Source organism: Streptomyces sp. NPDC101181 (assembly GCF_044767975.1).
Taxonomy (GTDB): domain Bacteria; phylum Actinomycetota; class Actinomycetes; order Streptomycetales; family Streptomycetaceae; genus Streptomyces.
The window spans coordinates 531,183-550,203 of record NZ_JBIWOX010000002.1; the positions used below are offsets into that span (position 1 = coordinate 531,183).

Genomic DNA, 19,021 nt, shown 5'->3' on the forward strand with positions numbered 1-19,021 from the left:
TTTCGTGCCGCACGGTCGGCGGCGTGAGCGGTGGTACGGCGGCCTGGGGGCGCGGCCGGTCAGGTGCCGGTGAGTCCTTCGGCCATGGCGGTGGTGTTGGCGCGCATCATGCGCAGGTAGGTGTCGGCGCCCTCGCCGTCGGCGGTCAGGGACTCGGAGTAGAGCTCGACGACCCGGACCTGCCCGCCCATCTCGGCGCGCAGGACCTCGGCGAGCCGGGTGGGCTGGGAGGAGTCGGCGAAGACGGTGCGGACACCGGCCTTCTCCATCGCCCGGGTGAGGGAGCGCAGGTCGGAGGAGCTGGGTGAGGCCAGGGTGGTGCCGCTGGGGATGACCGCGCCGATCACCCGGAAGCCGAAGCGGTCGGCGAGGTAGCCGAAGACGTGGTGGTTGGTGACCAGGGAGCGTCCCTCCGGGGGGACGCGGCCGAGGGTTCGGCCCATCCAGGCGGAGAGCCGGGTCAGTTCGGCCGTGTACCGGTCCGCGTTGGCCCGGACCGCTTGCGCGTCCACCCCGTCGACGTGCTCGACGACCTGGTCGGCGATCAGATTGGCGGCCTTGCGCATCCGGTCGGGGTCGGTCCAGAAGTGCGGGTCGGGCGTGCCCGCGCCGCTCCGTGGGCCGCCGTCCCCCGGTGCGTGGAAGGAGAGCGGGTCGGCGGCCTCGCCCGCCGCGAAGGTGGCGGTGCCGGACTCGCGGGCGGCGTCCACATGCCGCTGGACGTTCTCCTCCAGCCCCAGGCCGTTGTGGACGATCAGGTCGGCCTGTTCCAGTTCGGCCGCCTGGACCGCGGAGAGGCCGAAGGAGTGCGGGTCGGCGTTGGGCTTCATCAGGACGGTGACGTCGGCCTCGTCGCCGACGATCTCCCGGGTGACGTCGCCGAGGATGTTGGTGGTGACGACGACGGCGGGCCGCTCGTCCCGCGCGGAGCAGGCGGTGGCGGTCGCGGTCGCGGCCAGGGCGAGCAGGACGGCCGCCAAGGCGCGCGGCCGCCGTGTGCTTCCGCCCGTGCGTCCCGCCGTCCTCGCGCGGCTCATCGGCCGGTCTCCGCCATGAGTACGGGCTTCGCGTCCAGGTCGAAGGTGCGCGCGGTCCGCAGTCCGTCGTTGTAGTCGATCTCGAACACCCGCTTGCCGTCCGGGTCGTTGACATAGGCGCGGCTGCGGTCCACCTCGATCACGGGGGCGCTCCCGCCGTCGGCCGTGCGGCCGCCGCCGGTCAGGAGCGGCCGGGTGCGCCGGGTGGGCTCGCCGGTGGCGATGTCGTAGCCGTGCAGCGCGCCGTCGCTCTCCAGCACGAGCAGCGGGGAGCCCTCGCCCGCGGTGTTGGCGGCGACCACGGGTCCGGTCTCCACCCGCTTCCACGTCTTGTCGGTGACGTCGAGGACCCAGACGGCCCTGTCGCCCGCCGGAGCGGTCAGGGTGTCGCTGCCGGGGCGGTGCCGGAAGGCGGTGGCGCGTTCCTCCTCCGGTACGTCCCGGCCGTACGGGATCTCCTCGGCGGTGAACGAGCCGCCCTCGGCCCGGACGAGGAGGGCCCCGTCCGCGCAGCCGATGACCACGCCGCGCCGGGTGACGGCGTCCCCCCGCGGGGTACGGCACGTGGCCCGCGGTTCGGCGACGCGCTGTCCCTCGCGGTCCAGGACGACGAGCCGGCCGGTCCCGCCCTCGTCCGTGAAGGCCAGCAGGTGCTCCTCGTGGGGGACGGCGACGCCGGTGTAGGCGCCGGGCAGGGTCCGCGGCGAGGGGAGCGCGCCCTTCTCCAGCTTGGCCCGGTCGAGCAGGGAGACGCGGCCGTTCGTACCGGTGGCGGCGCTCACGGCGGCATCGCTGCGCACCTGGGCCGCCGTGTCCGTGGGCAGCCGCCCCACGTCGCGTACGGCCGCGCTGTAGTAGTGGATGTGGTCGCCGTGGTCCACCATCCAGGAGCCGCCGTCCAGGACGTGGGTGGAGTCGGGGGTGGAGAGGAAGCCGAACCTGCCGTCCGTCTCCAGCCGGTCGGCCCCCTTCACCGGGTCCGTCCGGTGGGTCTTCCCGGTGATCAGGTCGAGCACGCGGGTGTCGCCGGTGCCGGGGTCGTTGAGCAGGAGCCGGGACTGCTGCTCGGCCGCCTCCCGCGCGCCCTCGACGTAGCCGTGCGGGGTGGCGGAGGCGTCGCCCGCCGCGGGGCGGGCGTCGGTGTTCCGGTCGGGGGCGCAGCTCACGGCGAGCAGCGCGGTGAGTATCAGCGCGGCCGCGGCCGGTGGTGTGACGTTTCTGCGGACGGTCATGACGAGCGCCTCAGGCTTCTTTCGGTCGCATGGGGGAGTGGGGGTGGGAGGGCCCGGAGGTCCGGGTGCGGCGATGCCGCAGGCCGGAGAGGCCGTGGGAGAGGAAGAACAGGGCGACGGCGAGGGCCGCGACGGTCGCTCCGGCGGCGGTGCTCAGGTGCCAGGACAGCAGGAGGCCGCCGAAGGTGGCCGTGGCGCCGGTCAGGGCCGCCAACGCCATCACTCCGCGTACGCCACGGGCCCAGGGCAGGGCGGCCGCCGGGGGTGCGATGAGCAGCCCGAGCACCAGCAGGGTGCCGACGATGTGGAACGAGGCGACGATCGCGAGCCCGAGCAGGGCGAGCAGCAGGGCGTGGGCCAGGCGTGGTCGCAGGCCCAGGGTCTGGGCCTTGCGCGGGTCGAACGCCAGGGCCAGGAAGGCCCGGTGGCCGAGGACCGACACCCCCAGCGCCACGAGCGCCGCCACCGCGAGGACGAGCAGGTCCTGCTGCCGGACGGCGAGGACGTCGCCGAAGAGGAACCCGGTCAGGTCGACCGCGAAGGACTGGGAGCGCGAGACGATGATCACGCCGAGCGAGAGCATCCCGACGAACAGCAGCCCGATGCCGGTGTCCTGGGAGAGCCGCGCCGTCCGGCCGAGGGCGGTGACCCCGACGGTCATGACGGCGGCGCTGGCCACCGCGCCGAGCATCAGGTTCCCGCCGAGCAGGGCGGAGAGCGCGACGCCCGGCAGCAGTCCGTGGGACATGGCGTCACCGAGGAAGGCCATCCCGCGCAGCACGACCCAGGTGCCCGCCAGGGCGCAGATCGCGGAGACGAGCATCCCGCCCCACAGGGCTCTTTGTACGAAAGCCACCTCGAACGGGGCCGTCAGCCATTCCATGCCGTGGACCGTACAATGAAAATCATGTTCATAAAACCTCGCCTGCTGTCCGGCCGCTCCCCGGGGCAGGGTGGCGGCATCCGTCTGACCGGCCTGTGCGCCGGATACCCCGGGCGTCCGGTGCTCCATGAAGTCAGCGTTCATGTACCGGATTTGGCGATGACCGCGCTGGTCGGGCCGAACGGCAGCGGCAAGTCGACGCTGCTGGGCGTGCTCGCCGGTGTGATTCGCCCGACATCCGGCGCGATCGAACGGCACGGCGACGAACGGCCCGCTTTCGTGCCGCAGCGCGGCGCCGTCGGCGACACCCTGCCGCTCACCGTCCGGCAGACCGTGGAGATGGGGCGCTGGGGCGAGCGCGGCCCGTGGCGGCGGCTCGGCCGCCGGGATCACGCGGTCGTGGACGCGGTGCTCGGCCGGCTCGGCATCGACGGCCTCGCCGCACGGCAGCTCGGGGAGCTCTCCGGCGGGCAGCGGCAGCGCGCGCTCATCGCCCAGGGGCTGGCCCAGGAGTCGGGGTTCCTGCTGCTCGACGAGCCGACCACGGGGCTGGACCCGCGGGCGCGGGAGCGCATCGGCGCGCTGCTGCGGGACCTCGTCGCCGACGGGGTGACCGTCGTCCAGGCCACCCACGACCTGGAGGCCGCCCGTGCGGCGGACGCGTGCCTCCTGCTCCGGGACGGCCGCCTCGCCGCACAGGGCGACCCGGACGAGGTCCTCGACGCCGCGCCGGGCCTCCTGTGGGGAGCGTCCTGAGAGCGCCGGTTCCGTAAACGCCGCGCCCACGGCCGGTGTTCGGGCCCGCGGCCGGTCAGGCCGCCGCGATCCCGGGGCTTATGGCCCGCAAGTCCGGGACGGTCAGCCGCCGTTCGGGTCGGCGGCGGCCTGGGATGCCTGGGTCAGGCCCCGGCGGTGGATCTGGTGGAAGGTGAAGTTCGTCAGGTCGTCGCCGACCGCGAACACGTCCTTGTCCGCGGTGGTGACCCGCCTGCCGTCGAGGAAGCCGCCGACGGTGAAGTAGGCGTAGCGGCCGTAGGAGTTGGTGGTGCGGCGGCAGACCGTGCCGCCCCGGCAGAACGTGGTGACGCCCTCGCCGCTGAGCGAGGCGAGGCCGCCCGAGGCCTGGTCGACGGTCCTCTTCGCGCGGGCCTCGGTGGCGAAGACGGCGACGCCGACCGTGACGGCCACCCCGTCCCTGCGGTAGGTGGCGCGGATGAGCTGTTCGCAGCCGTTGTCCGTGAGGACCGCCCCGAGGGCGCCCTGGGTGCCCGACGCGCAGTCCGTGGTGCGGTTCGTCGCGCCCTTGAGGTGGACGCGGTCACCGGTGGTGAGCTTCCCGCCCGGGAAGAAGCCATCGGCGGTGATCGGCGCCCTGTCCTTGGCGGCGCTGGATATGTAGTCCTTCGGGTCCGGCGGGAGCGGCGGCGCCACCGGGGAGAAGGACGGCTCGGGCTCCGCGGTGTCCTCGGGGAGGTCGGCGGGGGAGGGCAGCCGGCTCGCACCCCGGTCCGCGCCGCTCCCGCCGCCGTCCGTGGTGACCACCGCCGTCGTCACGATCGCGCCGATCGCCACGGTGGCGAGCACGGCGCCGCCGGCCGTCATCAGTCTCCTGCGGCGGGTGCGCGCCTCGGACCGCTCCGCCAGCGCCGCCCAGTCCGGAGTCCCGCCGCCCCCGGGCCCCCCGGAGGGCCCCCCTTGGCCAAAGCTCATGCGCGCAGTTTAGGGCGTCGGTAATCCGGTTGGGCCGGGCGTTCGCCGACCGTGACAATGCTCCGTATGGGACATCTCGAAGCGGGCCACCTGGAGTACTACCTTCCGGACGGGCGGGTGCTGCTCGGCGACGCCTCGTTCCGGGTGGCCGACGGCGCCGTCGTCGCCCTCGTCGGGGCGAACGGGGCGGGTAAGACGACGCTGCTGCGGCTGCTGGCGGGGGAGCTCCAGCCGCACGGCGGCACGGTCTCGGTGAGCGGCGGGCTCGGGGTGATGCCGCAGTTCGTGGGCTCGGTCCGGGACGGGCGGACCGTACGGGACCTGCTGGTGTCCGTGGCCCAGCCGCGGATCCGGGAGGCGGCGCGGGCCGTCGACGCGGCGGAGGAGAAGATTCTCACCGTCGACGACGAGGCCGCGCAGATGGCGTACGCGCAGGCGCTGAGCGACTGGGCCGAGGCGCGCGGCTACGAGGCCGAGACGGTCTGGGACATGTGCACCACGGCCGCGCTGGGCGTCCCGTACGAGAAGGCCCAGTGGCGCGAGGTGCGCACGCTCAGCGGCGGCGAGCAGAAGCGGCTGGTCCTGGAGGCGCTGCTGCGCGGCCCCGACGAGGTGCTGCTGCTGGACGAGCCGGACAACTACCTGGACGTGCCGGGCAAGCGGTGGCTGGAGGAGCGGCTGAAGGAGACCCGTAAGACGGTCCTGTTCGTCTCCCACGACCGGGAGCTGCTGTCCCGGGCGGCGGAGAAGATCGTCAGCGTCGAGCCGAGCGCGGCGGGCAGCGACGTCTGGGTGCACGGCGGCGGTTTCGCCACCTACCACGAGGCGCGCAAGGAGCGGTTCGCGCGGTTCGAGGAGCTGCTGCGGCGCTGGCAGGAGGAGCACGCCCGGCTGAAGGCGCTCGTCCTGCGGATGCGGCAGCAGGCGGCGAACAGCCCCGACATGGCCAACCGCTACCACGCGATGCAGACCCGCTTCAAGAAGTTCGAGGAGGCGGGCCCGCCGCCGGAGCCGCCGCGCGAGCAGGACATCCGGATGCGGCTGCGCGGCGGCCGGACCGGGGTGCGGGCGATCACCTGCGCGGGCCTGGAGCTGACCGGGCTGATGAAACCGTTCGACCTGGAGATCTACTACGGGGAGCGGGTCGCCGTCCTCGGCTCCAACGGGTCCGGCAAGTCGCACTTCCTGCGGCTGCTCGCGGGGGAGCCGGTGGCGCACACGGGGGAGTGGAAGCTGGGGGCGCGGGTGGTGCCCGGCCACTTCGCCCAGACCCACGCGCACCCGGAGCTGCTGGGGAAGACCCTGGTGGAGATCCTCTGGTCCGAGCACGCCAGGGACCGGGGCGGCGCGATGGGCGTCCTGCGCCGCTACGAGCTGGAGCGCCAGGGCGACCAGGCCTTCGAGCGGCTCTCCGGCGGGCAGCAGGCGCGGTTCCAGATCCTGCTGCTGGAGCTGGCCGGCACCACAGCGCTGCTGCTGGACGAGCCGACGGACAACCTGGACCTGGAGTCGGCGGAGGCCTTGCAGGACGGCCTGGAGGTGTACGACGGCACGGTGGTGGCCGTCACGCACGACCGGTGGTTCGCGAAGTCCTTCGACCGCTATCTGGTCTTCGGCTCGGACGGGGTGGTCCGGGAGACGGCCGAGCCGGTGTGGGACGAGCGGCGGGTCGAGCGGGACCGCTGAGGGCTGCCCCGCGGGGTGTCTTGCTGATCGTGCCGGGTCGCGCCGGTGCGGCCCGGAGACGGGGAGAACGGGGGGCGTTTTGACCCGTCCGGGGCACGCCGGGTAACCTCGTCGTTTGTTATGCGCAGGGCTGCGTCCTTCTCACACGAAGAGCCTTGCGTACGTTCTCTGGAGCAGTTACCAGTGGCTCGCATACGGGCGGTGTCCCGGCAGTGCGGGCCCCAGCTGCATGATCGCTTCAGAGGTGTCGTGTGTCTGGACCCATCCACTGAAGAAGCGAAGGCTACGAAGTGCGTACGTACAGCCCCAAGCCCGGCGATGTCACTCGCCAGTGGCACATCATCGACGCTCAGGACATCGTCCTCGGCCGTCTCGCCACCACGGCTGCGAACCTCCTCCGGGGTAAGCACAAGGCGATCTACGCCCCCCACATGGACATGGGCGACTTCGTCATCATCATCAACGCCGACAAGGTGCACCTGTCCGGCAACAAGAAGACCCAGAAGATGGCCTACCGCCACTCGGGCTTCCCGGGCGGTCTCCGTTCGGTGCGCTACGACGAGCTGCTCTCGAAGAACCCCGAGAAGGCCGTCGAGAAGGCCATCAAGGGCATGATCCCCAAGAACAGCCTGGGCCGTCAGATGCTCTCGAAGCTCAAGGTCTACGCGGGCGACCAGCACCCGCACGCTGCCCAGCAGCCGGTCCCGTTCGAGATCACCCAGGTCGCGCAGTAGTTCCGGCCACCCCCTAAGACGTACAGAAAGATCTGAGGAGAATCGTGGCCGAGACCACAGTTGAGACCACCGTCGACGACGCGGCGGGCACCGAGGGCGAGGAGACCTTCGCCGAGGTGACCACCTTCGAGTCGGAGGTTCCCGTCGAGGGCGAGTACACCAGCGAGTCCCTCGCGGGCCGCTTCGGTGACCCGCAGCCCGCGGCCGGCCTGGGCCGCCGCAAGAACGCCATCGCCCGTGTCCGGATCGTTCCGGGCTCCGGCAAGTGGAAGATCAACGGTCGCACCCTTGAGGACTACTTCCCCAACAAGGTGCACCAGCAGGAAGTCAACGAGCCCTTCAAGGTGCTGGAGCTGGACGGTCGCTACGACGTCATCGCCCGCATCTCGGGTGGCGGCGTCTCCGGTCAGGCCGGTGCCCTGCGCCTCGGCGTGGCCCGTGCACTGAACGAGGCGGACGTGGACAACAACCGCGCCACGCTGAAGAAGGCCGGATTCCTCTCCCGCGACGACCGTGCGGTCGAGCGCAAGAAGGCCGGTCTCAAGAAGGCCCGTAAGGCCCCGCAGTACAGCAAGCGCTAAACATCGCGCTCGCAGGACTGTCACGTTCGCCCCGGCGGCACGCTTCGTGCTGCCGGGGCGTTCGTTTATCGGCGTCGGCGGGCGTATAACGGCATGAGACGTTCATCGGTCCGCACGGGACGGCAGGCCGGTGGGCGCCGCCGCGCACTTCTCTCAGCCTTCCCAGGTCGGCCGTGTCATGCCATCCGACCTGTCTTTAGCCTTTTCGCGGCATTTCTTTGCTTTGCTGTGGTTTGTGGTTTCGGAGCACTTCGGAGGACACCAGTGGGACGACTCTTCGGTACGGACGGCGTACGCGGTGTCGCCAACGCCGATCTGACAGCCGAGCTGGCGCTCGGGCTCTCGGTCGCGGCGGCGCACGTACTCGCCGAGGCGGGAACCTTCGCGGGCCATCGCCCGACCGCGGTGGTCGGACGCGACCCGCGGGCCTCCGGAGAGTTCCTGGAGGCCGCCGTCGTGGCGGGCCTGGCCAGCGCCGGGGTCGACGTGCTGCGCGTCGGCGTGCTGCCGACGCCCGCGGTCGCCCACCTCACCGCGGTGCTCGACGCCGACCTCGGCGTGATGCTCTCCGCCAGCCACAACGCGATGCCCGACAACGGCATCAAGTTCTTCGCGCGCGGCGGCCACAAGCTCGCCGACGAGCTGGAGGACCGGATCGAGACGGTCTACGAGCAGCACCGCACCGGTGAGCCGTGGAACCGCCCGACCGGCGCGGGCGTGGGCCGGGTCACCGACTACGCGGAGGGTTTCGACCGGTACGTCGCCCACCTCGTCGGCGTCCTGCCCAACCGGCTCGACGGTCTGAAGGTCGTCCTGGACGAGGCGCACGGCGCCGCCGCCCGGGTCTCGCCCGCCGCGTTCACCCGGGCCGGCGCCCAGGTCGTCACCATCGGGGCCGACCCGGACGGCCTGAACATCAACGACGGGTGCGGCTCGACCCACCTGGACCTGCTGCGCGCCGCGGTCGTCGAGCACGGCGCCGACCTCGGCATCGCCCACGACGGCGACGCCGACCGCTGCCTCGCCGTGGACGCGGCGGGCGAGGAGGTCGACGGCGACCAGATCCTCGCCGTACTGGCCCTCGCCATGCGGGAGGCCGGGCAGCTGCGCAAGGACACCGTCGTCGGCACCGTGATGTCGAACCTCGGCTTCAAGCTCGCCATGGAGCGCGAGGGCATCCAGCTCGTCCAGACGGCGGTCGGCGACCGTTACGTCCTGGAGTCGATGAAGGCCGAGGGCTTCGCGCTGGGCGGCGAGCAGTCCGGGCACGTCATCGTCCTGGACCACGCCACCACCGGCGACGGCACGCTGACCGGCCTGCTGCTGGCGGCCCGCCTCGCCGCGACCGGCCGCGGCCTCGCCGACCTGGCCGGGGTCATGCAGCGCCTGCCGCAGGTCCTCGTCAACGTCCGGGACGTCGACAAGTCCCGGGTGGACAGCTCCGCCGAGCTGGCCGCCGCGGTGACCGACGCGGAGCGCGAGCTGGGCTCGACCGGCCGCGTCCTGCTGCGCCCTTCGGGCACGGAGCCGCTGGTGCGGGTCATGGTCGAGGCCGCCGACATCGAGCAGGCGCGCGCGGTGGCGGGCCGCCTGGCGGACGTGGTGAAGTCGGCGCTGGGCTGAGCGCCGGGACCGCTCCCGCGCGGGTGCGCCGGGCGTGCTCGGCAGCGCGCGGGAGCGTCAGGAACGTACCGAGGCCCCCGGTGTGACCACCGGGGGCTTCCGCGCGCGCCGGGCCCGCCACAGGGCCTTCTCCAGCAGCAGGGTCAGGGTGCCCGCGAGGACGATCCCGCCGAGGTTGGCCAGGAGTTGCTGGCCGGAGCCGACGGTCTGCTGGTAGTCGGAGTAGCTGAAGGCGACGGCCGCGTTGGCGGCGGCCGGGACCGTCGTCACGGAGATCGCCACTCCGATCAGCGCCCCCGACTTGGCCGAGGTCAGCGAGAGCGTTCCGGCGATGCCCGCCAGGAACGCCACGATGAACGACATCCAGTCCGGCTGCCAGATGAACCCGGTGATGGGCCGCTCCGCCTCGATCATCGACTGCCGGAACAGCCCGAGGGCGTCCAGCAGCCAGGCGAATCCCGCCGTGACCATCATCGCCAGCGCGAAGCCCCCGATCAGCGCCCACAGGGAGCGCGCCACCAGGCGCGGGGCGCGCTGCACGATCGCCGTGGAGATCCCGGCCAGCGGCCCGAACTCCGGGCCCACCGCCATCGCGCCCACGATCAGCACCGCGTTGTCGAGCATCACACCGCAGGCGGCGAGCATGGTGGCGAGGGCGAGGAAGGAGACGTAGGTGATGGAGAACGTCGACTCCTCGTGCGTCGCCTCCGTCAGCTCCTCCCACAGCACCGCGTCGGCGCTGTCCCCCGGGGCCTCGTGCTCGGCCTTCTCGGCGCGCGCGGAGAGCGTCAGGTCCAGGTGCTCGATGCTGATCGCCCCGGACTCGTCCAGGCCGAGCCGCCGCAGCTCCGCGATCAGCTCGTCACCGGCCTCCCGCGCCACGTCGCACATGACCACGTCCCCGGCCGGGGAGCGGGCGGCCCCCGGCAGGACCACGAGGTGGGCGGTGCCGACGGTGGCGGCCAGCAGGGTGACGACCTCGTCGGTGGTGTCGGCGGGCACGATCAGACGCAGGTGCAGCACGCGGCGGGCCTTCCCCGAGAGTGTCAGAGTTTGCGCAGGGAAAGCCGCTGGACCTTGTGGTCCGGGCCCTTGCGGAGCACCAGGGTGGCACGGCCGCGCGTCGGGGCGACGTTCTCCAGCAGATTCGGCTTGTTGATGGTCCGCCACATGGTGCGCGCGTAGTCCAGCGCCTCCTCCTCGGAGACCTGGGTGTACTTACGGAAGTACGAGGACGGGTCCTGGAACGCGGTGGCGCGCAGCTTGCGGAAGCGGTTGAGGTACCAGGTCTCGATGTCCTCGGCGCGCGCGTCCACGTACACGCTGAAGTCGAAGTAGTCGGCGAGCCCGACCCTGGTCCGGCCGTCGCTGCCGGGCAGGGCCGGCTGGAGGACGTTGAGCCCCTCGACGATGAGGATGTCGGGGCGGCGCACGGTCAGCCGCTCCCCGGGGACGATGTCGTAGATCAGGTGCGAGTAGACGGGCGCGGTCACCTCGTCCTTGCCCGCCTTGATGTCCGCGACGAACCGGGTCAGGGCGCGCCGGTCGTAGGACTCCGGGAACCCCTTGCGCGAGGTCAGCCCGCGCGCCTGGAGTTCCTTCATCGGCAGCAGGAAGCCGTCCGTCGTCACCAGCTCGACGCGCGGGTGCTCCGGCCAGCGGGCCAGCAGCGCCCGGAGGATACGGGCGGTCGTGGACTTGCCGACGGCGACACTGCCCGCGACCCCTATGACGAACGGGGTGCCGCGCTGGGCCCCGTGCCCGTTGCCCGCGTCCCCGAGGAAGGTGTTCAGCGCGCCGCGCAGCCCGGAGGTGGCCTGGACGTACAGGTTGAGCAGCCGGGACAGCGGCAGGTAGACGTCCCGCACCTCGTCCAGGTCGATGACGTCCCCGAGCCCCCGCAGCCGCTCCACCTCCTCGGCGGTCAGCGGCAGCGGCGTCTTGTCCCGCAGGGCGCTCCACTCGTCGCGCGAGAGGTCGACGTACGGGGACGGCGCGGGCTCGGTGCGGCGCTGCGGGGTCCGTGCGGGCGGGGTGATCACCCGTTCATTGTTACGGGAGTCTTAACGGAGTGGGGGGGGTGGGGTCGGTCACGTGGGCGGCGCGTCCGGTGCGGCGGCGGCTGCCGTGACGTCCGTACGGGCCCCGGGAAAAAACTCCGGGCGGGGTGTCGATCCGGCCCGGTCCCGTTCGTCGTCATGGTGTAAGCAGCCCCGAGGGGCTCGGACCACACCGGCGACAGGAGCCGATCATGAAGTACATGCTGCTGATCCACAGCGGAGCCGTCGACGAGCAGGGCGGTGCGCCCCAGTGCACCGTCGAGGACTGGATGGCCTACGACAAGGACGTCCGCGGCGCGGGCATCCACGTCTCGGGCGAGTCCCTGGCCGATCTCGTGACCGCGACCACCGTGCGGGTCTCGCCCGGCGGGGAGCGGACCGTGACGGACGGGCCGTTCGCCGAGACGCGGGAGCTGCTGGGCGGGTTCCTCGTCATCGACGTGCCCGACCTGGACGCCGCGCTGGACTGGGCGGCCCGCTGCCCCGGCGCCCGGGACGGCGGCTCGGTCGTCGTCCGCCCGGTCGCGGACTTCGGGGGCTGAGCGCGGTGGCGGCGGGCGGTGAGGCGTCGGCGGGGGACGCCCGGGTCGCCGTCGAGGCGGTCTTCCGGGAGGAGCGGGGGCTGCTGCTCGCCACCCTCGTGAGGCGGTTCGGCGATCTCGACCTGGCCGAGGAGGTGACGTCCGAGGCGATCGAGGCGGCCCTGCTGCACTGGCCCGCCGAGGGCGTCCCCGCCCGCCCCGGGGCCTGGCTGCTGACGACCGCGCGGCGCAGGGCGGTGGACCGGCTGCGGCGGGACCGGGCGTACGCCGCCCGGCTCGCCGTCCTCCAGGCCGACGCGGAACGGGCCGAGCCCGGTGCCGGATCGGGCAGCCCCGGTGGACTTCCGGACGACCGGCTCCAGCTGTTCTTCACCTGCGCCCACCCCGCCCTCGCCGCCGAGGACCGTACCGCCCTCACCCTGCGCTGTCTGGCCGGGCTCACCACGCCCGAGGTGGCGCGCGCCTTCCTCGTGCCGACGGCGACGATGGCCCAGCGGATCGTGCGGGCGAAGAAGAAGATCCGCGAGGCCCGCATCCCGTTCCGGGTGCCCGGCCCCGACGAACTGCCGGAGCGGCTGCCCGGGGTGCTCCAGGTCCTCTACTCGGTGTTCACCGAGGGCTACGCGGCCAGCTCGGGCCCCCGCCTCCAGCGGCTCGACCTGGCGGAGGAGGCCCTCCGGCTCGCCCGGATCCTGCACCGCCTGCTGCCCGCCGAGCGGGAGGGCGCCGGGCTCCTCGCGCTGCTGCTCCTGGTCCACGCCCGGCGCGGCGCGCGGACCGGCCCGGAGGGCGAGCCGGTGCTCCTGGAGGACCAGGACCGGGGACGGTGGGACCGGCCGATGATCGAGGAGGGCCGCGCCCTGGTGGTGCGGGCGCTGACCGGCGGACCGGCCGGGCCCTACGGGGTGCAGGCCGCGATCGCCGCCCTGCACGACGAGGCGGCGGACGTGGCGTCCACGGACTGGCCCCAGATCGTGGCCCTGTACGACGTGCTGTCCGCCCTCGCCCCGTCCCCCGTGGTGGCGGTGAACCGCGCCGTGGCGGTGGCGATGCGGGACGGGCCGGGGGCCGGACTGGCGCTGCTCGACGCGCTGGCGGGGGAGCCGAGGCTGCGGGCGTACCCGCCGTACGCCGTGGCCCGGGGGGATCTGCTGAGCCGGCTGGGGCGGGCGGAGGAGGCGGCGGTGGCGTACCGGGAGGCGCTGGAGCTGGCGGGCACGGAGCCGGAGCGGGCCGCGTTGCGGCGGAAGCTGGGGGAGGGGCGGGGGTGAGGGGGCGCGTCGGCCGGGGCGTGCGTGGGAGGGGCTGAGGGCTCGGCGGTCGCGGGAGGAGCGGGGACGAGGGGGTGCCGGTCGGCGGTGCGCGAGGGGCTGGGGCTTCGGGGGTGTCCGGGGCGGTCGGCGCGGCCAGGGCGGGCGGTCGGGGCGGCTCGCGCGTGGCCGGAACGCATGCCTTGACCCGAGCATGACATAGCTCCATTCTGTGCCCGTCGCACAGCTCCACCCCCCACCCCGACGGACTCAGGAGACTGCCGCATGCGACCCGACACCACACGGACGTCCCGGCCGAGAACCCGGTCGCCACGGACCCGGCGCAACGCCGTACTCGCCGTCCTGCTCGCCCTCGGCCTCGCGGCCCCCGCGACCGCCGTGGCCACCGCCGAGCCCTCCGCCCCGAACGCGGCCGTCGCCGCCGACGAGCGGGTGCTCCAGTACGAGATCGCCGGGCGCACCACCCCCGCCGCCCGTACCGAGATCATCCGCGCGGGCGTGACCATCGACGAGGTGCACGACCACGGCATCGTCATCAGCGCCAACGCCGCCCAGGCCGCGAAGCTCCGGGCCGCGGGCCGCGTCCTGGCGGCGCTGCCCGCCCCCGACTCCGCCGCGCGCGGGGCGGACGGCCTCGGGGTCCGGGACTTCCCGCCCGCCGACTCCCGGTACCACAACTACGCCGAGATGACGGCGGCGATCGACGCCCGTATCGCCGCCAACCCCTCGATCATGAGCAAGCGCGTCATCGGGAAGACCTACCAGGGCCGGGACATCGTCGCGATCAAGGTCAGCGACAACGTCGGCACGGACGAGGCCGAGCCCGAGGTGCTGTTCACCGCGCACCAGCACGCCCGTGAGCACCTGACCGTCGAGATGGCGCTCTACCTGCTCCGCGAGTTCGCCGCCGGATACGGCAGCGACTCCCGGATCACCCAGGCGGTCAACGGGCGCGAGCTGTGGATCATCCCGGACATGAACCCGGACGGCGGCGAGTACGACATCGCCACCGGCTCGTACCGCAGCTGGCGCAAGAACCGGCAGCCCAACTCCGGCTCCAGCGCGATCGGCACCGACCTGAACCGCAACTGGGCCTTCAAGTGGGGCTGCTGCGGCGGCTCCTCCTCCAGCCCGTCCTCGGACACCTACCGCGGCCGGGCCGCCGAGTCCGCGCCCGAGACGAAGGTCGTGGCGGACTTCGTGCGCGGCCGGGTGGTCGGCGGCAAGCAGCAGATCAGGGCGGCCATCGACTTCCACACGTACAGCGAGCTGGTGCTGTGGCCCTTCGGCTACACGTACGACGACACCGCTCCCGGCATGACCGCCGACGACCGCAACGCGTTCGCGGCCGTCGGCCGGAAGATGGCGGCGAGCAACGGGTACACCGCCGAGCAGTCCAGCGACCTCTACATCACCGACGGCTCGATCGACGACTGGCTGTGGGGCTCGCAGAAGATCTTCGGCTACACCTTCGAGATGTACCCGCGCTCGGCCTCCGGCGGCGGCTTCTACCCGCCCGACGAGGTCATCGAACGGGAGACCTCCCGCAACCGGGACGCGGTGCTGCAACTGATCGAGAACGCGGACTGCATGTACCGGTCGATCGGCAAGGAGGCGCAGTACTGCGCCTGACGGCCCGTGGGACCGGAACGGCGGGCCGCGCCCGGCGGTGTGACATGCCGTCGGACGCGGCCCGCCCCGCGCGGGAGCGGTCTCCGGCCTTATGGTGCCGCTATGTGCGGAATCGTGGGTTATGTCGGTATGCAGTCGGCGCAGGATGTCGTCGTCGCAGGTCTCAAGCGCCTCGAATACCGGGGCTACGACTCGGCGGGCGTCGCCGTGCTCGCGGACGGCGGGCTCACCGCCGCGAAGAAGGCGGGGAAGCTGGTCAATCTGGAGAAGGAGCTGGGGCGGCGGCCGCTGCCCGCGGGACGGACCGGGATCGGGCACACCCGGTGGGCGACGCACGGCGCGCCCACCGACGTGAACGCCCACCCGCACCTGGACAACGCGGGCCGGGTCGCCGTCGTCCACAACGGGATCATCGAGAACTTCGCGGCCCTGCGCCGCGAGCTGACCGGGCGCGGCCACTCCCTGGACTCCGAGACGGACACCGAGGTCGTCGCCCATCTGCTGGCCGAGGCGTACACGGCGGACGGGGGCCTCGCGGACGCCATGCAGCAGGTGTGCCGCAGGCTGGAAGGGGCGTTCACCCTCGTCGCCGTCCACGCGGACCAGCCCGACGTGGTGGTCGGCGCCCGGCGCAACTCACCGCTCGTGGTGGGCGTGGGGGACGGCGAGTGGTTCCTCGCCTCCGACGTGGCCGCGTTCATCGCCCACACCCGCTCCGCGATCGAGCTGGGCCAGGACCAGGTCGTCGAGCTGACCCGCGAGGGCGTCACCGTCACCGGGTTCGACGGCGCGCCCGCCGCGACGCGCGAGTACCACGTCGACTGGGACGCCTCCGCCGCCGAGAAGGGCGGCTACGCCTCCTTCATGCTCAAGGAGATCGCCGACCAGCCCCAGGCCGTCGCCGACACCCTCCTCGGCCGGGTCGACGGCGAGGGAGCGCTCCACCTGGACGAACTGCGCATCACGGACGCCGAACTCCGCGAGCTGGACAAGGTGGTCATCGTCGCCTGCGGCACCGCCTTCCACGCCGGGATGATCGCCAAGTACGCCATCGAGCACTGGACACGGCTGCCCTGCGAGACCGAGCTGGCCAGTGAGTTCCGCTACCGCGACCCGATCCTCGACCAGCGCACCCTCGTCGTCGCCATCTCCCAGTCCGGCGAGACGATGGACACCCTGATGGCGCTGCGGCACGCCCGGGAGCAGGGCGCCAAGGTGCTCGCCATCTGCAACACCAACGGTTCGACGATCCCGCGCGAGTCCGACGCGGTCCTCTACACCCACGCCGGGCCCGAGGTCGCCGTCGCCTCCACCAAGGCCTTCCTCACCCAGCTCGTCGCCTGCTACCTGGTGGCCCTCTACCTCGGCCAGCTGCACGGCACCAAGTGGGCCGACGAGATCCGCACCGTGGTCCGCCAGCTCTCCGCGATCTCCGGCGAGGTCGACCGCGTCCTCGCGACCATGGAGCCGGTCCGTGCACTGGCGCGCTCCCTGGCCCACCACGACACCGTCCTCTTCCTCGGCCGCCACGTCGGCTACCCGGTGGCCCTCGAAGGCGCGCTCAAGCTCAAGGAACTCGCCTACATGCACGCCGAGGGCTTCGCGGCGGGCGAGCTGAAGCACGGGCCCATCGCGCTGATCGAGGAAGGACTGCCGGTCGTCGTCATCGTCCCCTCCCCGCGCGGGCGTTCCGTCCTCCACGACAAGATCGTCTCCAACATCCAGGAGATCCGGGCCCGGGGCGCGCTCACCGTCGTCGTCGCCGAGGAGGGCGACGAGGCCGTCGTCCCGTACGCCGATCACCTCATCACCGTCCCGGCAACGCCTACGCTGCTTCAGCCGCTGGTCGCCACCGTGCCGCTCCAGGTCTTCGCCTGCGAGCTGGCGACGGCCCGTGGCAACGAAGTGGACCAGCCGCGCAACCTGGCGAAGTCCGTGACCGTGGAGTGAGGCCGGGGCGCGACCCCGGGTGATGGGGATGGCGAGGGCGGGTTCGTGATCATTGGGGTCGGGATCGACGTGGCGGAGATCGAGCGGTTCGGCGCGGCGCTGGAGCGTACGCCCCAGCTGGCCGAACGGCTCTTCACCGGCAGCGAGCTGACACTGCCGAGCGGCGAGCGGCGCGGCACCGCCTCGCTCGCCGCCCGGTTCGCCGCGAAGGAGGCCCTCGCCAAGGCGCTCGGCGCGCCCGGCGGGATGCTCTGGAGCGACGCGGAGGTCTGGGTCGAGGAGAGCGGGCAGCCCCGGCTGCGGGTGAGCGGCACCGTCGCCGCCCGCGCCGCCGCACTGGGCGTACGCGACTGGCACGTCTCGCTCAGCCACGACGCGGGCATCGCCTCGGCGGTGGTCATCGCGGAGGGCTGAGCCCCGCCCGGTGCTCCGGTGCCGGGGGTGCCCGAGGGGCCTCCGGGTGCTTTCGGTGCTCCTCGGCGCTCCTCCGCCCCGCCCCGCCCGGTGCGTTGCGGAGCTGGCTTCCGGCCCCGTGATCACGGAGGCTGGGGCCATGCGACGTGCCTACAGCGTGGAGACCGTACGGGCCGCCGAGGCCGCCCTGGCGCAACGCCTGCCGGAGGGCGCCCTGATGCGCCGCGCCGCCGCCGGGCTCGCCGTGGCCTGCGGCGATCTGCTGCGGCGCAACGGCCGGGTGTACGGGTCCCGGGTCCTGCTCCTCGTCGGCAGCGGCGACAACGGGGGCGACGCGCTCTACGCGGGCGCGCGCCTGGCCCGCCGGGGCGCGGGCGTCCGGGCCCTGCTGCTCGCCCCCGACCGGGCCCACCCGGGCGGCCTCGCCGCGCTGGTCGCCGCCGGGGGGCACGTCGTCGACGGGCCGGACGGACTCGGCGTGCTCGACCTCGTCGTGGACGGCATCACCGGCATCGGCGGGCGCGGCGGGCTGCGCGAGGACGCCACCGAACTGCTGCACACGGTGACCCGGGACCGTACCCCGGTGCTCGCCGTCGACCTGCCGAGCGGGGTGGAGGCCGACACCGGGGAGGTGCACGGCGAGGCCGTCCGGGCGGACGCCACGGTCGCCTTCGGCACCTACAAGCCGGGCCTCCTGATCGACCCGGCCGCCGAACACGCGGGCGCCCTGCGGCTGGTGGACATCGGGCTCGGCCCGGAGCTGCCCGAGCCGCCGGACCTGGAGGCGCTCCAGTACGCGGACGTCGCGGCGCTGCTGCCGGTGCCGGGCGGCGAGAGCGACAAGTACCGGCGCGGGGTCGTCGGCGTCGTCGCCGGGTCCGAGCGCTACCCGGGCGCCGCCGTCCTCGCCGTCGCGGGCGCGCTGCGCGGCGGGGCCGGGGCCGTGCGGTACGTCGGGCCGGGCGCGGACGCGGTGATCGCCCGCCACCCGGAGGCGCTGGTGCACGCGGGGCCCCCGTCGCGGGCCGGCCGGGTGCAGGCCTGGGTGGTCGGGCCGGGGCTGGGGGACGGGCGGGACGCGGAGGGGGCCGTGGCCGACGTGCTGGCCGCCGACGTGCCGGTGCTCGTCGACGCGGACGGGCTGCGGCTGCTGGACGCCGAGACCGTACGGACCCGGTCCGCCCCGACCGTGCTGACCCCGCATGCCGGGGAGGCCGCCGCGCTGCTGGGCACGGCCCGCGAGGACGTCGAGGCCGGGCGGCTCGCCGCCGTGCGCGAGCTGGCCGCCCGCTATCGCGCCACCGTGCTCCTCAAGGGCTCCACCACCCTCGTCGCGGAGGCCCGGGACACCCCCGTCCGGGTCAACCCGACCGGCACGGCCTACCTGGCCACGGCGGGCAGCGGCGATGTGCTGTCCGGGCTCACCGGGTCCCTCCTCGCCGCCGGACTCGCCCCGCGCGACGCCGCGTCCGTCGGCGCGTACCTGCACGGGCTCGCCGCCCGGCACGGCTCCGACGGGGCGCCGCTCTCCGCCCAGGACGTCGCCGACGCCATCCCCGCCGCCTGGCGCGACGTGCGGGCGGGGTGAGGCGGGCCGGACCGGACCGGGCGGGGCAGGGTCGGACGAGCCCGACGCCCCCGGCCCGCGTGTGATGAAACGTACATA

17 protein-coding genes are annotated in these 19,021 nt (G+C 73.4%); 11 read left to right on the forward strand and 6 right to left on the reverse strand.

Features of this window, described 5'->3' with window-relative positions; genetic code table 11:
* Positions 1 to 59: 59 nt before the first annotated feature.
* Genes aztC through aztB form a run of 3 tightly spaced genes read right to left on the reverse strand, consistent with a single transcriptional unit; the run spans position 60 to position 3,152 of the window.
* Positions 60 to 1,037: a zinc ABC transporter substrate-binding protein AztC gene (aztC, locus tag ACIRRU_RS06125; protein WP_403676668.1), complete on the reverse strand. Its 978-nt coding sequence runs from the start codon at positions 1,035 to 1,037 to the stop codon at positions 60 to 62.
* Complete coding sequence (locus tag ACIRRU_RS06130; RefSeq protein ID WP_403676671.1) at positions 1,034 to 2,269, reverse strand: hypothetical protein; 1,236 nt, start codon at positions 2,267 to 2,269, stop codon at positions 1,034 to 1,036. Before ACIRRU_RS06130 ends, aztC begins: the two co-directional genes overlap by 4 nt.
* 10 nt (positions 2,270 to 2,279) lie before the next feature.
* Positions 2,280 to 3,152 (reverse strand): zinc ABC transporter permease AztB, encoded by an 873-nt coding sequence (gene aztB, locus ACIRRU_RS06135; RefSeq protein WP_403676675.1) that lies wholly within the window; start codon positions 3,150 to 3,152, stop codon positions 2,280 to 2,282.
* Positions 3,153 to 3,167: 15 nt separating this feature from the next.
* On the opposite strand from aztB, the gene aztA reads away from it, so the two are divergent.
* Positions 3,168 to 3,908 (forward strand): zinc ABC transporter ATP-binding protein AztA, encoded by a 741-nt coding sequence (gene aztA, locus ACIRRU_RS06140; RefSeq protein ID WP_403676678.1) that lies wholly within the window; start codon positions 3,168 to 3,170, stop codon positions 3,906 to 3,908.
* Positions 3,909 to 4,010: 102 nt separating this feature from the next.
* On the opposite strand, the gene ACIRRU_RS06145 is transcribed toward aztA, so the two are convergent.
* A complete protein-coding gene (locus ACIRRU_RS06145; RefSeq protein WP_403676680.1) occupies positions 4,011 to 4,862 on the reverse strand; it encodes a hypothetical protein in 852 nt (283 codons plus the stop codon).
* A 66-nt stretch (positions 4,863 to 4,928) separates the two neighbouring features.
* Here ACIRRU_RS06145 and ACIRRU_RS06150 point away from each other — a divergent pair, with 66 nt between their 5' ends.
* The 4 genes from ACIRRU_RS06150 (at position 4,929) to glmM (ending at position 9,486) form a co-directional block, all read left to right on the forward strand.
* The gene (locus ACIRRU_RS06150) at positions 4,929 to 6,548 is read left to right on the forward strand and encodes an ABC-F family ATP-binding cassette domain-containing protein (protein ID WP_403676683.1); all 1,620 of its coding nucleotides are present in this window, start codon (positions 4,929 to 4,931) and stop codon (positions 6,546 to 6,548) included.
* A 290-nt stretch (positions 6,549 to 6,838) separates the two neighbouring features.
* On the forward strand, positions 6,839 to 7,282 hold the full coding sequence (rplM, locus tag ACIRRU_RS06155) for a 50S ribosomal protein L13 (protein WP_363200529.1): 444 nt from the start codon (positions 6,839 to 6,841) through the stop codon (positions 7,280 to 7,282).
* A 44-nt stretch (positions 7,283 to 7,326) separates the two neighbouring features.
* Positions 7,327 to 7,863: a 30S ribosomal protein S9 gene (gene rpsI, locus ACIRRU_RS06160; protein WP_403676687.1), complete on the forward strand. Its 537-nt coding sequence runs from the start codon at positions 7,327 to 7,329 to the stop codon at positions 7,861 to 7,863.
* A 264-nt stretch (positions 7,864 to 8,127) separates the two neighbouring features.
* A complete protein-coding gene (gene glmM, locus ACIRRU_RS06165; protein WP_363200530.1) occupies positions 8,128 to 9,486 on the forward strand; it encodes a phosphoglucosamine mutase in 1,359 nt (452 codons plus the stop codon).
* A 57-nt stretch (positions 9,487 to 9,543) separates the two neighbouring features.
* Here the strand turns inward: glmM and ACIRRU_RS06170 are convergent, their stop codons facing one another.
* Positions 9,544 to 10,509, reverse strand: coding sequence for a DUF389 domain-containing protein (locus tag ACIRRU_RS06170; protein WP_403676690.1), 966 nt, complete (start codon positions 10,507 to 10,509; stop codon positions 9,544 to 9,546).
* Positions 10,510 to 10,532: 23 nt separating this feature from the next.
* Positions 10,533 to 11,528 carry a type I pantothenate kinase gene (gene coaA / locus ACIRRU_RS06175; RefSeq protein WP_363200532.1) on the reverse strand — a complete coding sequence of 332 codons (996 nt, stop codon included), beginning with the start codon at positions 11,526 to 11,528 and terminating at the stop codon, positions 10,533 to 10,535.
* Between the two features lie 209 nt (positions 11,529 to 11,737).
* Between coaA and ACIRRU_RS06180 the strand changes: the two genes are divergently transcribed.
* The 6 genes from ACIRRU_RS06180 (at position 11,738) to ACIRRU_RS06205 (ending at position 18,943) form a co-directional block, all read left to right on the forward strand.
* Positions 11,738 to 12,088 carry a YciI family protein gene (locus tag ACIRRU_RS06180; protein WP_403676695.1) on the forward strand — a complete coding sequence of 117 codons (351 nt, stop codon included), beginning with the start codon at positions 11,738 to 11,740 and terminating at the stop codon, positions 12,086 to 12,088.
* A 5-nt stretch (positions 12,089 to 12,093) separates the two neighbouring features.
* Complete coding sequence (locus ACIRRU_RS06185) at positions 12,094 to 13,359, forward strand: RNA polymerase sigma factor (protein ID WP_403676698.1); 1,266 nt, start codon at positions 12,094 to 12,096, stop codon at positions 13,357 to 13,359.
* A gap of 264 nt (positions 13,360 to 13,623) precedes the next feature.
* Positions 13,624 to 14,991: a M14 family metallopeptidase gene (locus ACIRRU_RS06190; protein WP_403676701.1), complete on the forward strand. Its 1,368-nt coding sequence runs from the start codon at positions 13,624 to 13,626 to the stop codon at positions 14,989 to 14,991.
* A 102-nt stretch (positions 14,992 to 15,093) separates the two neighbouring features.
* Positions 15,094 to 16,941, forward strand: coding sequence for a glutamine--fructose-6-phosphate transaminase (isomerizing) (glmS, locus tag ACIRRU_RS06195; protein WP_403676704.1), 1,848 nt, complete (start codon positions 15,094 to 15,096; stop codon positions 16,939 to 16,941).
* A 45-nt stretch (positions 16,942 to 16,986) separates the two neighbouring features.
* Positions 16,987 to 17,355 carry a holo-ACP synthase gene (locus tag ACIRRU_RS06200; RefSeq protein WP_363200537.1) on the forward strand — a complete coding sequence of 123 codons (369 nt, stop codon included), beginning with the start codon at positions 16,987 to 16,989 and terminating at the stop codon, positions 17,353 to 17,355.
* A 139-nt stretch (positions 17,356 to 17,494) separates the two neighbouring features.
* A complete protein-coding gene (locus tag ACIRRU_RS06205) occupies positions 17,495 to 18,943 on the forward strand; it encodes an NAD(P)H-hydrate dehydratase (protein ID WP_403676707.1) in 1,449 nt (482 codons plus the stop codon).
* The last annotated feature ends 78 nt before the right edge of the window (positions 18,944 to 19,021 follow it).